Annotated in this window: 14 protein-coding genes; all 14 read left to right on the top strand. The window is 51.8% G+C overall.

What is annotated here, in order from left to right; translation table 11 throughout:
* The first annotated feature begins 76 nt into the window (after positions 1–76).
* The 14 genes from KI809_RS02195 to KI809_RS02130 all read left to right on the top strand — a co-directional run bounded on the left by KI809_RS02195 (position 77) and on the right by KI809_RS02130 (position 15,187).
* Complete coding sequence (locus KI809_RS02195; protein ID WP_214169872.1) at positions 77–445, top strand: ArsR/SmtB family transcription factor; 369 nt, start codon at positions 77–79, stop codon at positions 443–445.
* Positions 442–837: a hypothetical protein gene (locus tag KI809_RS02190; RefSeq protein ID WP_214169871.1), complete on the top strand. Its 396-nt coding sequence runs from the start codon at positions 442–444 to the stop codon at positions 835–837. The genes KI809_RS02195 and KI809_RS02190 overlap by 4 nt, the downstream gene beginning before the upstream one ends.
* Before the next feature lie 74 nt (positions 838–911).
* Complete coding sequence (locus KI809_RS02185; RefSeq protein WP_214169870.1) at positions 912–1,310, top strand: DUF302 domain-containing protein; 399 nt, start codon at positions 912–914, stop codon at positions 1,308–1,310.
* 741 nt (positions 1,311–2,051) lie between these two features.
* Positions 2,052–2,369 carry a hypothetical protein gene (locus tag KI809_RS02180; protein WP_214169869.1) on the top strand — a complete coding sequence of 106 codons (318 nt, stop codon included), beginning with the start codon at positions 2,052–2,054 and terminating at the stop codon, positions 2,367–2,369.
* Between the two features lie 103 nt (positions 2,370–2,472).
* Positions 2,473–3,432 carry a hypothetical protein gene (locus tag KI809_RS02175; RefSeq protein WP_214169868.1) on the top strand — a complete coding sequence of 320 codons (960 nt, stop codon included), beginning with the start codon at positions 2,473–2,475 and terminating at the stop codon, positions 3,430–3,432.
* A 225-nt stretch (positions 3,433–3,657) separates the two neighbouring features.
* On the top strand, positions 3,658–4,986 hold the full coding sequence (locus KI809_RS02170; protein ID WP_214169867.1) for a hypothetical protein: 1,329 nt from the start codon (positions 3,658–3,660) through the stop codon (positions 4,984–4,986).
* A 216-nt stretch (positions 4,987–5,202) separates the two neighbouring features.
* Entirely contained in the window at positions 5,203–6,411 is a 1,209-nt protein-coding gene (locus KI809_RS02165) for a porin (RefSeq protein WP_214170481.1), read from the top strand.
* Positions 6,412–7,305: 894 nt separating this feature from the next.
* Positions 7,306–8,604, top strand: coding sequence for a TolC family protein (locus KI809_RS02160; RefSeq protein ID WP_214169866.1), 1,299 nt, complete (start codon positions 7,306–7,308; stop codon positions 8,602–8,604).
* A complete protein-coding gene (locus KI809_RS02155) occupies positions 8,601–9,857 on the top strand; it encodes an efflux RND transporter periplasmic adaptor subunit (protein WP_214169865.1) in 1,257 nt (418 codons plus the stop codon). Before KI809_RS02160 ends, KI809_RS02155 begins: the two co-directional genes overlap by 4 nt.
* A 14-nt stretch (positions 9,858–9,871) precedes the next feature.
* Positions 9,872–12,976 (top strand): efflux RND transporter permease subunit, encoded by a 3,105-nt coding sequence (locus tag KI809_RS02150; protein ID WP_214169864.1) that lies wholly within the window; start codon positions 9,872–9,874, stop codon positions 12,974–12,976.
* 29 nt (positions 12,977–13,005) lie between these two features.
* A complete protein-coding gene (locus KI809_RS02145; protein WP_214169863.1) occupies positions 13,006–13,347 on the top strand; it encodes a P-II family nitrogen regulator in 342 nt (113 codons plus the stop codon).
* Positions 13,348–13,398: 51 nt separating this feature from the next.
* Positions 13,399–13,983 (top strand): hypothetical protein, encoded by a 585-nt coding sequence (locus tag KI809_RS02140; RefSeq protein WP_214169862.1) that lies wholly within the window; start codon positions 13,399–13,401, stop codon positions 13,981–13,983.
* Between the two features lie 71 nt (positions 13,984–14,054).
* On the top strand, positions 14,055–14,459 hold the full coding sequence (locus KI809_RS02135; protein ID WP_214169861.1) for a hypothetical protein: 405 nt from the start codon (positions 14,055–14,057) through the stop codon (positions 14,457–14,459).
* Positions 14,460–14,488: 29 nt separating this feature from the next.
* Positions 14,489–15,187 carry a hypothetical protein gene (locus KI809_RS02130; protein WP_214169860.1) on the top strand — a complete coding sequence of 233 codons (699 nt, stop codon included), beginning with the start codon at positions 14,489–14,491 and terminating at the stop codon, positions 15,185–15,187.
* Positions 15,188–15,505: the final 318 nt, after the last annotated feature.

The following is a 15,505-nucleotide window of genomic DNA, read 5'->3' as shown; positions in this document are numbered from 1 at the left end:
TTTGTCTGTCAATCATGCTTGACAAGGATCTATCGAGAATGATTGAATGATTGTTCAACTATTGAGGGTATAATAAATGCCGGAATGTGCAGTCTGTTCCATAAACCTGATTGACGAAGCCAAGGTTGCCATTGTTGCCAATGCCATGCCATCGGATGCAATGATTGCTCGTCTGGCCGAGATATTTCGGCTCCTTGGCGACCCCACCCGAGTGAAGATTCTGCAAGCTCTGTCTATCGAAGAGCTCTGTGTCTGTGACATCGCCAGCCTTCTGGGAGCCACCAAGTCGGCAATCTCCCACCAGTTGCGGCTGCTCCGTTCACTGCGGGTAGTCAGGTACCGTAAAGCCGGCCGTATCGTTTACTACTCACTGGACGACAGCCCCGTGGAAAACCTGCTCCGGGAGGGACTCAACCATATTGCATCACAAAGGGTTACTGCATGATACGAAAGATCAGCGCCGCTTTCACGGGTGGCGCAATTGGCAGTTTTGTCGACAGCTTCAATATCTGGTTCATGGGCAAGGTTGGCATCAGTGACCTGATCGGTTTGAGCATGAAGCCCGAATTTTCAGCCCCCTGGCTCTGTCAACGGATGGTTTGGGGCGGGATCTGGATGCTGTTGCTCCTTTTGCCGTTGCTCAAGAAAAAGGTCGTCCTGCGAGGCTGTCTTTTCAGCCTGCTCCCCTCGTCCATGATGCTCTTCATGGTATTGCCGGAGATGGGCAAAGGGATGCTCGGGCTTGGCTTCGGGATAGTCACACCGCTTGTCGTAGTAGGCCTTAACTGCATCTATGGAATGGTGGCATCTCTTTGGTATCGTAAGGGGACGATCTGATATGGGAACAATCGAGCATGACAAACGTAGAGGACCTTAATAAGAAGTACACCAATGAGGAAAGGGGATAGTAAATGAACCTGAAAACACCGTATGCCTTTGGAAAAACCGTGGAACTGTCATATGCCGAAGCTGAACAGAAGGTGCGTGAGGAATTGGCGAAGGAAGGTTTCGGAGTGCTCACCGAAATCGATGTCAGGAAAAAATTTGCCGAGAAACTTCAGAAGGAATTCCGTGAATATATCATTCTTGGCGCTTGCAACCCGCCCCTTGCCTATGAGGCCCTGAGCCGGGAAATAAATCTCGGGACGCTGCTTCCCTGCAACGTCGTGATTTATACCAGGGACGACGGGAAGACTGCGGTCATGGTCATGGACCCGGTTGCTGCACTTTCCGTAATCGGTAACCCTGAGATAACAGAGGTTGCCAAACAGGTCGCAGAGAAGATGCGACGGGTGTTGGCGGCGGTGTAAATGTTGGCATAGCAGCTAATGACAGCCAATCATTTCTGAAAGCAGATTTTCGGATAGCGTTCGCGACTATCGTGTTGGGATTTTACAAGGCATTTAATATGATACTCGCTTTTTCAAACTTTATTAAAACAATGGTTGACAATCAATTTTAAAAAGATATATTTGCGTCTATGAGGTCAAGAATTCATAGGATTATTTCACTAATAGTTTTACTTGCTGTGGTTTCCATGGTTACCGGCCTCGGAAGCATTGCTCAGGCCGCTCAGGCCGTAAAGAGCGAAAAATGTTCCTGCGATGACGGCAAACAGAAGGACGGAGAGCAATGTCCTGAGGATGAAGGGCAGCAGTGTCCTACTCCCTGTGACAGCTCTTTTTGCCCGATTTTCACCTGCATGGTTGCCGATATTCCTTCACCGATTGCCCTACTAGTTACTCCCCTGCAAGACGTTCCTTTTTTCACATTCACCCCAACGTATATCCCTGACCCCTTCATAACGCCAATTTTCCACCCACCCTCACTCGCCTGAAATCGTAGTACCACAATTCGTCCCAAATTTACCGCTTAGTCTCTTGTATTAAACTCAGCATCTTGCTGTGTGGAATGCCAGTTATTTTTGGCTTACCCACATCTCCTGCGGAGTGCGTTTAATTCCATTTCTTCTTCGTATTGATGGGATTGGCTATATCCATTTTGTGGCTGGCAGTGGTGTATTCATAATCAAAGACAAAAGGAGAAAAACCATGGAAAACCGGTTAGTAATAGCGTTTGTGGTCGCAGTATCAGTGGCATTAGGTGGTGTAGCTTATGCTGGGGATGCACTTCTCAACCCCTGTGTGCCGGTCAACGCGGAAACTGTAAAGCTGTTTCGACAAAATACCGTAACTTTGAGAGACCAGCTCTCTGCCAAGGAATTGGAGCAGCGCCATGAGTATGGTTATGAAGGTTTCAATATGAGACGGGTTGATGAGCTTGAAGGTGAAATAAGAACCATCAAAGAAAAAATCAAGTCTGTAGCAAGAGACTTAAAAATCGAACCCGGATCATGCTACCAGCTGTAGTCCATGCAAAAGACGACATGCAATCATCGGAGAGGAGCCACTGGCTCCTCTCCGATGAAATACTGGCAGGGATTTACAGTCATTACAGTTAAAGGAGCACGATGTGCGCAATTACAGAATCTCAGTTGTTTTGCTGTTTCTTTTTCTACTCACTGCCTGTGCCGGCAACAAGGCCGGTACTCTTCCGCCAGACGGTTATGTAGAGATAGAAAACCCCGCATTCACCATGTCAAAGGATGCCCCGGCCACAATCTGGGTTCCCAGGAGTTATGTTGAGACAGGGGTGCCCCGTGGCGGTGAACTGCTGAAAAAGGGGTATGAAGCGGTAAAGCAAGAGGTGACGGATAACGCGCCTGCTCATCAGATTAACAGTAAGGCTCCACACGCAGCGGCAAATTTCCCCACCATCAAAAACAGAATCGCAACGCTTGAAGTCGGACAGAACGGGCTTTTACTACCGTTTCGAGAAAAGCTGAAAAGTGTCTCAGCTGGAATATTGCTTGAGCCTGATCAGGGAAGCATTGCCAACTTCGGTCCGATTACCAGTCAAGCGGAGCGTCTTGCATTGTCCAAGAGCCTATATCAGGACCTCAGCAGCAATCTGGTGCTGTTTATCATGGCACCCGATCAAATTGCGCCCGGCAAGAAATTCATGGTTGAAATCCATGACGGCATGGGTGGCGGCGTGCTCCGCGAGGTTGACACAATCATTTCGGCGTACAATGCCGCCGATCAGGCTACCAGGGATGCGGCTGTTGCTTCAGTCCTGGTCAGTGTAACGGGCAAGATGAAGGAAGTCATAGCGCTTGTCCCCTGGTACGGCAGGATAGTCGCTATAGACGGTGAAAGAGTTTATATCAACGCAGGCAAAGAGGCCGGGATAACTATCGGACAGGAAATGAAAATCTTTCGCGGCGGCAAATTCGTGCCCATGCTCGGGTTTGCTCCCGGTGAAGTTGTTGGCAGGTTGGTGATACTTGGTTTTGTCGGTCCCGACGGGGCATATGGCGTCAGTAAGGGTGGCCAGGGAGCCAGAGTTACCGATGTGGTTGGCTTCGAATAAGTTGCAGATGCGCAAAAAATTAACTAGGGCAGCACAGGCACTAAATGTGCCTCCTTCATATGGGGGGCTTTGATCCCCCAATTTTTCCTACAACAGACCTGTTTCTGCGGGTCTTTCTACCCATTAAATGTAGTGCGGATGCTAATTGAAAGGAGGAAGAAAGAGCTAATTGGATTTTTGAATTACGTTGCTAGCAGTTGAACTATCCAATCAAAGGAGGAAGGCATGAAAAAAAAGGTTTTAGGATTAATTGCTCTAGGTTTCACAATGGGAATCCCTGCCGCCATGGCCCAAGAGGTGCCGCAAGCCACTGCGCCGTCATACAACTGTGACTTTGAGCCGGCCTGCGAGGTTGCCCCCGGCATCTACGGCAAAATGGCCTCTCCCGTAACTAGCAAATTCAATCTCTCCATCGGCGGATTCGTAAAACTCGATTATGCTTACAACTCCGTCAACCTGGGGCCCAGCGGAGCACTTGCGCCTGGAAGCGGGGCAATCCCCAAGAGTTCTTCAGCCGCAGGCCAGCAAGACCAGTCGATCCTCACCGCCCGTCAGTCCCGCTTTTGGCTTAAGGTAGCCGGTCCGCCCCTACTTGGGGCCAAGACCACTGCGCTCATCGAAGCTGATTTTTACGGAGACCCATCTGCCGCTGCCGAAAGCCCGCAGTTGAGGATGCGCCAGGCATGGGGCTCCATGGACTGGGCAAATACGCAGGTGCTGTTTGGCCAGGCATACGACATTTTCGGGCCGATGATTGCCTCCACCATAGACTTCCGTTCCGGCTCGCCGTTCGGTACCCCGAACAATCCCCGCGTCCCCCAGGTCCGGCTTACGCAGAAGGTAAATCTGAACGCCGACAATTCCTTGAAACTGGTGCTTGGAGTCCAGGACCCGAATCAGAACGGCAACAACAATAACGCGGCCGGTACTACAGTCGGCAACATGGTCAACACGGCTGGACAGGTCATGTTTACCAGCAAGGCGTTGGGCGTGGCACCGGGTTACTTCGGCATGTCCATGAATTCGCTGACTGCCGGACTTTTCGGCCTGTACGGCAATGAAAAGGTCGCAGCCGGCGGCCGGACCGTGGATTCATACGGCTATGGCTTTTATACTTTCGTTCCGGTGTTGAAGTCCAAAGACGGAAAGAATAGGGCCATGACCCTGTCGCTTGAAGGGCAGGCTTACATGGCGGCCAACATGGCTTTCAACGCCGCAACCGCGGCAACTACAGTGGGAGCGGCCGGCAATGAATCCGCAGCCAAGGGCTACGGCTTGGCCGGGCAGGCGATCTTCTACCCGACCCAGAATCTGGGGATCACCGCCGGATACGGCAAGAGAAATGCCTACAACTATGCCAGCTACAGCAACAATCCCAATTTCCAGAAATCCAGTTCGGAGCTTTATGTAAATGTCGCCTATGATCTGAACGCTGCTATCAGGGTAGCGGCGGAGTATCAGAACCTGAATACTCAGTATGGCAATAATTCGGCAGGTACATCCGGTACCGGTAGCGCCAATGTTGCACGGTTTGCGGCATTTTACTTCTTTTAGGAATAGAAACGGGTAATGTAATAATTGTGGTGCACCTTCAATATTGGGAGGTGCGCCAGCTTTTTGCTGTTTATCCAATCATGACAATAAGAGCGATAACACATACCTTTTACTCAAGTGTAACATTGATGCAATATTGTATGTCTACCATTGGCGGTGGAAGCGTTTATCGCAGCCGGCCTACAACACCACAACAAGGAGGAGAAAAATTTGAAAATGAAAATGGCAGCAGCAGTTGTCCTGGCCACCGTACTTGCCGGCCAGAGCGCATTTGCGAAGACCCTTGAGGATGTCCTCAAGGAAAAGGGAGTCATAACCGAGGAAGATTACAAGGCGGTAACCAAGAGCAGACCACTGGATTACAAGCTCGGCAAAGGATTTACCTTTACCTCTCCGGACGAGAAGTTCCAGCTCTCCCTGGGTGCTTACCTCCAGAGCAGGTATACCTTTACCGACAACGAAACCGGACAGGACACCTCTGAATTCCGGGTGCGCCGAATGAAGCTCTTCACTAACGGCTACGCCTACACAAAGGATCTGACATATAAACTCCAGGTGGAGTTCACCGATTCTGCCAAGCTTCTTGAGGACGCGTATTTGAACTACAAATTGGTGGACGAGGCCCAGATCCGGTTCGGACAGGCGAAGACCCCGTTCGCCCGGCAGGAGATCACTTCCGCAGCGGCTCAGCAGTTCGTTGACCGCGCCAACGCAACCGACACCTTCAAGGTGGGGCGCGACACCGGCCTCATGCTCCACGGCAAAGTTGCCAATGGTCTGCTGAACTACAACCTGGGGGTTTACGGCGGTGTCGGGCAGAACACCCTGCGCACTACGAACAGCAACTCCCTTGCAGCCAGGGTTGTCTTCAATCCTTTGGGCGACATGCCTTATGCCGAGGCGGACCTCGAGCACAGCGAAAAGCCGCTTGTTTCGATCGGCGCCAACTACTTTATGGACACCCTTATAAAAACCAGCGCCACAGCATTCGAGACCAACAATCTGACCCTTGCCGGCTCCAGAGGCTGGCTTAAAGGCTCCAGTTTCGGCGCTACGGAAAAAGTGGACATCAATACCTTCGGCATCGATGCCGCTTTCAAATGGATGGGCTTTTCTGCCCAAGGCGAATACTTTGTGGGTCAAGCCGATGGGCAAACATCCAATAACACACTCCGCGCCCACGGCTTCTATGCCCAGGCCGGCTACTTCATCATTCCGAAGCAGTTGGAGGTTGCAACCCGCTATTCCTACGTTGACCCCAACCGTGACAGCGCCAATGATCTTCGGACCGAAACTTCAGGGGCGATTTCCTACTACTTCAACAAACACAACCTGAAGCTTCAGGCTGATGTGACCAACATCCACAAGCAGCCGGCCCGCTCAGACGACATGCAGTACCGAGTGCAGGCTCAGATCGTTTTTTGATTGCACTACACTACTTTTATTGGCGCCCTTGCTACTCCATCGGCAGGGGCGCCATTTTGCTTCTTCATTAAATACGAGCGCGAATTCGGGGGGGCGGAGTATCAGAATCTGAACCCCCAGTATGGCAATAATACGCCCGGCACATCCGGCACCGGTACCGCCAAGGTAGCACGTCTGGCGTCGTTTTACTTCTTCTAGGAATCTCTTTGTGAGAGTCAAGACATTTCCGTAATCGTTATTATGTGATTCGCCCACCCGTTCTCCCTCCTTCGAGCGGGTGGGCCATTTTTTCCTTTTCAGCTTAAGACGGATAGATTTCGTATATGTTAAAATTTGGGGGGGTCTATTCCCATTTTTGTTTCTTGACAATGCTTGTGCTAATTGATTATTGTTTAATTCAATATAACTATGCGAAAACTATCCTCCTTAAAATTTATTTCTCGGCTTATGCTTTTGGTCATACTGACCATGACGATCAATGGCGTGCACGAAAGTGCTCATGCCATGCAGAGTCACGTGACATCAGCAAACGATCAATCATATCTTTCAGAAGTTTCCGCATCTCACCAGTGCCCCTGTGCCCCTCTCGAACAACATAAAGATTACGATGGTTGCGACACATGCGTTAACTGCACTTGTCATGCGCCACTAACCAACGAAACCCTACAAATCAGTTACAATCCATTAAATCTACCACTACACACCTCTGACCCTTTCAAGCATTTGCCCGAAGTCTATCTTTCCAAGTTTATCCCCCCGCAAATACAAGCCTAAACATCACGACGGGAGTAGTTTGTCCTATCTAAGGATAAATGTTTCTACGTTTCCCGTCGTGGTACGTCCGTAATCCATTCGAATTGTCAAACCAAAACTGAATAAAAGGAGGTTTCTCCCTTGGGAACAACTGTATTGGCAAAAGGAGCGCGGCTCCTTGTACCCGGCATCATCTGTTTTCTTACGTCTGCACCGGTATTCGCAGAGACACAAAAGCTGGCACTGCCACAGGTAATCGAGGTTTCGTTACAAAATAACGGTGATCTCAAATCATTTCGCGAAGAAAAAGGTATCCGTGATGCCGGTAAAATCAGGGCGGGACTTTTACCTAATCCAACCCTTGATTTTGAAGCAGGCACAGGCGCTTTGACCGGCAGCAGCGCGGAAAACAGCTTGTCTCTTGGGGTGTCACAAGAGTTCTTCCTGGCTGGAAAGCGTGAAAAACGGCTCACCATCGCCGAACAGGAATTGGAGATGTACCGTTGGCAGTTGGCAGATCGCGAGAGAGCTCTGCGAGACGAAGTAAAGACCGCTTTTTATGACGTCATTCTGGCTGAGCAGCGAATCGTCCTGACAGATCGCGCCATTGCGCTCAATCGTCAGCTCCTTGATGTGACGAAAGAACGCTTGGCGGCTGGAGATATTCCTGAACTGGAAATGAACCTGGTCAAGGTGGAGCTGGCACGGGGCGAAGGTGCCAAAATTGATGTTGAAAGAGCACTGAACCAGAACCAGGCTAAACTCGGGACGCTCATGGGACTTTCAGTGGGCGAATATCCAGCGATTGTCGGGTCTCTGGAATCTGCAACCTCCATGACTAAAAACCTTCCCGAACTGAAACAGCTTGCCCACGGGAAACGCCCTGACCTCAAGGCTCTGGAGGCGGAGAAAAACAGGGGCGAATCAGATATTATCCTTGCCCAGGCCGAATCCATCCCAAACCTCACCGCTGGATTTGCTATCAAGCGTGACACGACGGCCATTGAGGTCGGCAGCGCGGAATACAAAGATACAGACTATATAATTGGTTTGAAGCTGTCGATGCCAATCCCGCTGTTCGATAAGAATCAGGCCGGCGTTCAGGAAGCCCGGGCCAAGCGGAGCAGCACCGAAAGCCGTTTGACTGCCGTAACCAGGAATGTGGAACGGGACGTAGAAACCGCCTACACCAGTGTTCTGAATGCCGAGAAGGTGCTGTCGCTCTATAAGTCAAACATCATTCCCCAGCTTGAGGAAAACCTGAAGCTGACCCAGGAGGCCTACCGTCTTGGCGAAGTCGGCATACTCTCGGTCATCCAGGAACAGAAAAAATTCTTCGAGGTCAGCGAAGGGTATCTGACGGCGCTCCATGCCCGGCAGCTGGCACTCGTAAAACTCGAATCAGCAGTGGCGACAGACATCAACGGAGGTGTGCAGTGAACAAGAAAGCTATCATCATCGGACTCATCCTGGCCTTGGCCCTGGGGGGCGGCGTTGCCTACCGGCTGACCCATTCCACAACCGGGGGCGGAGAAAAAGCCGAACATAATGAAGCCGGCCATAAGGACGAAAAAGGTGGTCACGACGAAGGGAAGGAAAAGAAGGAAGGGCATGAAGGACACGACGAACACGGCGAGGAGAAAGTCGTCAAGATGTCCGCCGAGGTGCAGAAGCAGAGCGGTGTGGTCGTTGCTCCGGCCAAGAAACAGCGCCTGGCCGGCGTCATCAGCGCCACCGGCAAGGTGGAGGCCAATGCCGACAAAATTGCCCATGTCTCGCCGCGCATTTCCGGCAAGATTGTCAGCGTCAAGTCCTCCCTGGGGGACAGCGTGGCTGCCGGCCAGGTGCTGGTGACCATTGACAGTGTCGAGCTGGGTGAAGCGCTCAACCGCTACCATCAATCAAAGACGAAGTTCACCCTGGCCCAGTCCAACATGGATCGGATCAAGGCCCTGGTGGAGAAGAAAATTGCGGCCCGCAAGGAGATCCTCCAGGCCGAAACCGACTACAAGACCACCCAGACCGAACTGCATACCGACGAGGAGCGGCTCTCATTGTTTGGCGTCTCTGTGGCAGACCTGAAAGACGATCATCACAAGAAACCGCTCCTGCCGGTCCGCTCTCCCATTAGTGGCATCATCACGGAGAAACATGCCATCGTCGGCGAGCTTGCCGACCCGTCCAAGAGCCTCTATACCGTGGCGGACCTGTCATCGGTCTGGGTGCTGGTGGATATCCACGAAAAGGACCTGGCCAAGGTCCGCCGGGGACAGACGACAACCGTCATCGTCGGCGCCTTTCCCGATCAGAAGTTTCGCGGTCGGATAACCTATCTTGCCGACCTGGTTGACGAGGCTACCCGCACGGTCAAGGCACGGGTCGAAGTGCCCAATCCGGGCCGCAAGCTGAAACCGGAGATGTTCGCTACCGTCGAACTGGCGATTGCCGCCGACACGCCGCCGGTGCTGTCGGTGCCGGAAGAAGCCGTACAGGAGCTGGACGGCAAGAAGCTGATCTTTGTCGCCGAGAAGGAGACCGAGTTCGAACCGAGGGCCGTGGGTTTGGGACGGACTGTGGGCGGCATGGTGGAGGTGGTTTCCGGCCTCAAGGAAGGGGAACGCTATGCCGTCAAGGGGGCGTTCACTCTGAAGTCGGAACTGAAGAAGGAAGAACTAGAGGGCGACGAACACTGAGGAGATAACCAATCATGCTGGAAAAACTCATTGCCTATACCTTGAAGCAGAGAGGAATGGTCATCTTCTTCGCGCTGATGATCGTTGCTTTCGGCTTCTACTCGTACATCAAATTGCCCATTGACGCCTTCCCGGATGTAACCAACATCCAGGTGGAAGTGGTCAGCCATGCCGACGGCCTGTCGGCGGTCGAAATCGAACGGAATGTCACTTATCCGATAGAAATGGCCATGCGCGGCCTGCCGAACATCGAGCAGATGCGCTCGGTGACCAAGTTCGGCCTCTCCATTGTCACGATTGTCTTCAAGGACAATGTGGATATCTACTTTGCCCGCCAACTGGTGTTCGAGCGGCTGGCCGAGGCGCGGGAAAAGGTGCCGAAAGGTGTTCAGGTCGCCATGGGGCCCATCGGCACCGCCATGGGGGAGATCTACCAGTACACCCTTGAAGGGAAAGCGCCCCAGGACCCGGAACAGAAACGGGCGTACCTGACCAACCTGCGCACCATGCAGGAATGGGTCATTACCCCCCAGTTGAAGAGCGTCGCCGGGGTTAATGAAATCAACTCCTTCGGTGGCTACTTCAAGCAGTATCAGGTGTTGGTATCACCGGAGAAACTGGTGAAATACGGCGTCACAGTTGATGACGTTTATACCGCCATCGGCAGCAACAACAGCAACGTCGGAGGCAATGTCCTGGAACGGGGCACGGACCAGTACATCGTGCGTGGAGTCGGCCTGATCCAGAGCATTAGCGACATCGAAAACATCGTCCTCAAATCGCAGGGGGGAACTCCTACTTACCTGCGGGATGTGGCGCAGGTCAAGGTCGGAGAAGCGGTCCGCATGGGTGCTGCCATCAAGAACGGCGCCGACGAGACAGTCGGCGGCATCGTCATGATGCTGCGGGGCGAAAACAGCCGCGACGTGGTTGCCCGGGTGGCGGCCAAGGTCAAGGAGATCAACGAGAGCAACATGCTGCCGGACGGGGTCAAGATGGTCCCCTATTACGACCGCAGCGACATCGTCAAGGCCAGTGTCGGCACGGTTAACAAGGCGCTCATCGAGGGTTCCATCCTCGTGTTGATCGTCCTCTACCTGCTGCTGAACAGCATCCGGGGAAGCATCGTCGTGCTGCTGGCGCTGCCGCTGTCGCTGCTGGCAACATTCATCGTCATGAAACTGGCCGGCATCACCGCCAACCTGATGTCCCTTGGCGGTCTGGCCATCTCCATCGGCATGATCATCGACACTACCATCATCCAGGTGGAGAACGTGCAGCGCCATCTGAGCGAAGAAGGGCACCTTCACCCCAAGCTCACCACGGTGCTCAAGGCGGTCATGGAGGTCAGAAAGCCGAGCATCTTCGGCGAACTGATCATCGCCCTGACCTTCATCCCGATCCTGACCCTGGAGGGGATCGAAGGGAAGATGTTCGGCCCGCTGGCCATTACCGTGGCCATTGCCCTGCTTTCCTCCCTGCTGCTCTCGATCTTTATCATCCCGGTGCTCTGCAGCCTGTTTCTCAAGCCGGAGGAGGAAAAAGACAGCAGGATCATGGCCTATGCCAAGAGCCAGTATCTGCCGATGCTGGAGTATGCACTGGACAAGAAAAAAGTCGTCATCGGCATTGCCGGCGGATTGCTGGTGGTCTCGCTGTTCCTGGTGACCAGGCTGGGTTCGGAGTTTATCCCGATCATGGACGAAGGCTCCTTTGACATGGATATTATCATGCTGCCCGGTGTCTCCCTGGCCAAGTCACTGGAGGTCAATCAGCAGGCTGCCGCCAAGCTGAAGAAGTTTGACGAGCTGGATGTGGTCGTCGGCCGCATCGGCCAGACCGGCGTCGCCCTGGATACCCGTGGCGTGGACAAGACCGGCTATGTGGGGGTGTTCAAGCCGAAGAGTGAATGGAAACGGGATATTTCCAAGGAAACACTGACCAACGAGATGCGCGAGGCGCTGGAAACCATCCCGGGAATCAGCTTCGGCTTCAGCCAGCCGATCCAGTGCCGCATCGACGAACTGGTGGCCGGCACTCGTGCCCAGTTGATTCTCAAGCTGTTTGGCGAAGATCTCGGTGTCTTGAATGATAAATCGGCCGAAATCGCCAAGGTTCTCTCCACCGTCCGGGGAGGGACGGACCTGAACACGGAAAAAGTCTCGGGCCAGCCGTACCTGACCGTCACCATCGACCGGGCAAAAATCGCCCGCTATGGCCTTAACATCAGCGACGTGCAGAATGTGATCGAAATAGCGGTGGCCGGCAAGGCTGCTTCCACCTTCTATGAGGTAAACCGGGGCTTTGACATAACCGTCCGGCTGCCGGAGGAAAAACGGAACTCGCTGGAGACCATCAAGAATCTGCTGATCACCACCAAAGCCGGGATGAACATTCCGTTGGAACAATTGGCGGAGGTGAAGATGGTGCAAGGCCCGGTACAGATCAGCCGTCAGGACGGCGTTCGCAGGATCGGCATCGAGATGAACGTCACCGGCCGGGACATGGGCAGCTTTGTGGCCGAGGCGAAAGCAAAGATCAAGGAGCAGGTCAAACTGCCGGCCGGCTACTACCTGACCTGGGGCGGTCAGTTCGAGAACCAGCAGCGGGCCATGAAGAAACTGATGATCATCGGCCCGGTGGCCATCGGCCTGATCCTGCTGCTGCTCTACGTCACCTTCCGCTCCATGCGCCTGGCGCTGCTGGTTATTTCCAACCTGCCGTTCGCCCTGATCGGCGGGATTTTCTCCCTGTTCCTCTCCGGCCAGTATCTCTCGGTCCCGGCGTCGGTCGGCTTTATCGTCCTCTTCGGGGTGGCAGTGCTGAATGGACTGGTAATGGTATCGCGCATATCGCAGCTCAGGGATGAGGGGCTGGAACTGGGTGAGGCCATCAGAAAAGGGGCCATTGATCGTCTGCGACCGGTGCTGATGACCGCATCCATCGCCATCTTCAGCCTTATGCCTATGCTTCTGGCCACTGGTACCGGTTCGGAGATCCAGAAGCCGCTGGCAACGGTTGTAGTAGGTGGCCTGATCACCTCGACCTTGCTGACCCTGCTGATCATCCCGGCGGTGTATGGATGGTTTGAAAAGCGTAAAACCGAAGAGGAAATGTAGGGTTTAAATAACTTCGAAAGGAGAATGCGATGAAAGAGATAAAAGCAATCATTCGGCCAGCAAAATTACGGGATATTGCCGAGGAACTTCACGCCATTGATGGGATGCCCGGTGTGACGGTTTCGGAAATCAAGGGATTCGGCAAGGGTAAAGCAAAAAACGCGAAAGACAAAATTCTCTACGAAATGGTGGACTTCATCCCTCGTGTCAAACTGGAGGTCGTCGTGGATGACGAAATGGTCGATGAAGTTGTTAATGTGATCCAGAAATATGCCCACACCGGCAATACGGGTGATGGGAAGATATTCATATCAACAATTGATGACGTAGTGAAGATCAGGACGAATGAACGGGGTAAAGATGCCATATAACATGGACATTCCTGAAGCGAATGACAACTTTATGATGAAAGGATCTGCGTTATGAAGAAGTTATGCCTCTTAGTTTTAGCGATTTCGCTATTAAGCGGTTGCGCCGAAAGTTCCGCCTTGATCAAGGCGAACAGTACCAGTTTACGTACCGATATCTTTGAGGAACTGACGAACGGTGTGACTGCGCCCCAAGGATTTGCAGATTTGCGCATCACTGCCACGCTAAAGACCCACAAACCGGGCATCTTTTCCGCGAAGGACATTCATGGAACGCCGGATTACAAGTTGCTGTTAAATATCGACGGTCAAGCGTTGCTGTTGCGCGGTAACCTGCAAAATGAAAACATCGATACATTGAAACTGACGGACCCGGAGGCTGGCGATGGGATCAGATATCGATTCAGTAATATTTTTCGCATGAAGTCAGGCACTCACAAAATTGTTATTGCCCTTCCCGATGACGATATCGCTGTTGCAAGGGAAATAACTCTGGCCGAAGGGAATGTAAACCATCTGGTTGTAGAGCCGGTATACAGCACAAAACCGGGGAAGAGACAGCCCGGTAGTTACAGCTTGACAAACTTCAAAGAGGGAATCAGATCCTTCAGACTGACCCTGAATGGCAAGGAACTTTAAGAGATCATGAATTCCTAGGTTATCGGTCCTGAGCATGACCTAAAAAGGCTCACCAGCCATAGGACAATATAATGATAGCACCTAAAACCAATATTACGCTGGCCACAGTAAAATACTTTGTACCGCTTATGGCAGTCATCTCATTTTTATTTGTCATTGTTGCCAATTTGTATGCAGAGGTGGATAAAGCCAAAACAGGACAGGCAGACAGGGTCTTCGACAAGGAGTTCTTGCAGTCGATAAAGAACGTGTTGTTCTACGAACAGATTGTCAAAATAGTAGGAGTCCAAGGAGTGAAGGTTGGGAATAGCAATCTCAAAATACCTGGTGACAAATATCACTGGAATGGCAGTGAAAATACCAAGCTCAACATCAGAGTGGTCTCCGGCAAAGTCATTGATGGTAATGTCGTGACACCCGCCGGTCGTATCATTACTCTTGAAGTCAATGGTGAAATAAATGAACTCGGAAAATAATTCGACATTTTACCCTGAAGAGGTGCCAAATGAGGCGATGTAACCTGTATGCTGTGCTGATCATGCTGTTTATAGTGGCTGCAAATAGCAGTGCATTAGCCCTTGAAGAGAAAATGGTAAATGGGGTGATTGTTCACGAAAACTCGAATCCTAAATTAATTACCAATTTCATTGAAGACGTCGTTTCTCTACTGCCGCCGGAAATGGTTCAGGCTCTGGAGCCTCACCTTGAAACGTTGAACAAGGCGGCCGACGTCAATGTTAGAGATGATTATTGGCGTAGGAAGGTAATTGGCCTTAAAGACTTCAAGGGCCGCCTTGAAGCGATCTCAATCAAGGATGGTCCTGAACTCGCCAGTCAACTTGGTGGAAGTGTAAATAATATCTTTGAAATTGCCCTGCGCCCCAATAACAGTGATGTGACGGGTGATGGGCTGAAAAAGAATTTAAAAGAAGCGCTTACCAGTTGGAAAAACGGAAATCATGTGGTGAGCTACAACGGCTATAAAGGGCAATCCCTGGACGCACTACTTGACAATCTATATGACCTGAAAAAATCCAGCAAAAAAACATTGTATCCGGAACTGGTCAAAACTACCGCTGATTTGTGGAGCGCCATCTGGCAAAGAGGCGGCGGTAAAACAGAAGTGGTAACCAAATCATTTGTTAGAATTCCGGCTGAGCTCAATTTCAGGAAAAGTAGCCCCGCGCCGAGTTTCAGAAAATAAAGGTATTGTCGTAATGAAATCACCAAACATTCCGAAATATCTGAGATGCTTATCCATGCTCTGCTTTTGCATTTTGATCGCCATGCAGTCCTTTGCGCAAGCATTCCCTCATGGCACTCTATCTGACAATCGGCAAACTACATGCGAAACTGTGCAGAGTTCGGATGATCATTGCCCCTGCAGTGATAACCATGAAAACAGAATGTGTGATTCGGTCTGTTCTTGTTGTTCAATCGTTGCCTCGCTGCCGGAAAGGGTGAATTTTCATTCTTCACCGCTTGCGGCCATTATTTCGCCGACAGAGCCTTTATTTGTGGT

This window comes from Geoanaerobacter pelophilus, from assembly GCF_018476885.1.
GTDB lineage: Bacteria > Desulfobacterota > Desulfuromonadia > Geobacterales > DSM-12255 > Geoanaerobacter > Geoanaerobacter pelophilus.
This window is presented reverse-complemented; position numbering and strand designations above follow the sequence as displayed.

Excerpts from the sequence above, each read along its gene's own strand:
- KI809_RS02195 (WP_214169872.1), top strand. The coding sequence starts at position 77 with ATGCCGGAATGTGCAGTCTGTTCCATAAACCTGATTGACGAAGCCAAG.
- KI809_RS02190 (WP_214169871.1), top strand. The coding sequence starts at position 442 with ATGATACGAAAGATCAGCGCCGCTTTCACGGGTGGCGCAATTGGCAGT.
- KI809_RS02185 (WP_214169870.1), top strand. The coding sequence starts at position 912 with ATGAACCTGAAAACACCGTATGCCTTTGGAAAAACCGTGGAACTGTCA.
- KI809_RS02180 (WP_214169869.1), top strand. The coding sequence starts at position 2,052 with ATGGAAAACCGGTTAGTAATAGCGTTTGTGGTCGCAGTATCAGTGGCA.
- KI809_RS02170 (WP_214169867.1), top strand. The coding sequence starts at position 3,658 with ATGAAAAAAAAGGTTTTAGGATTAATTGCTCTAGGTTTCACAATGGGA.
- KI809_RS02165 (WP_214170481.1), top strand. The coding sequence starts at position 5,203 with ATGAAAATGGCAGCAGCAGTTGTCCTGGCCACCGTACTTGCCGGCCAG.
- KI809_RS02150 (WP_214169864.1), top strand. The coding sequence starts at position 9,872 with ATGCTGGAAAAACTCATTGCCTATACCTTGAAGCAGAGAGGAATGGTC.
- KI809_RS02145 (WP_214169863.1), top strand. The coding sequence starts at position 13,006 with ATGAAAGAGATAAAAGCAATCATTCGGCCAGCAAAATTACGGGATATT.
- KI809_RS02140 (WP_214169862.1), top strand. The coding sequence starts at position 13,399 with ATGAAGAAGTTATGCCTCTTAGTTTTAGCGATTTCGCTATTAAGCGGT.
- KI809_RS02135 (WP_214169861.1), top strand. The coding sequence starts at position 14,055 with ATGATAGCACCTAAAACCAATATTACGCTGGCCACAGTAAAATACTTT.
- KI809_RS02130 (WP_214169860.1), top strand. The coding sequence starts at position 14,489 with ATGAGGCGATGTAACCTGTATGCTGTGCTGATCATGCTGTTTATAGTG.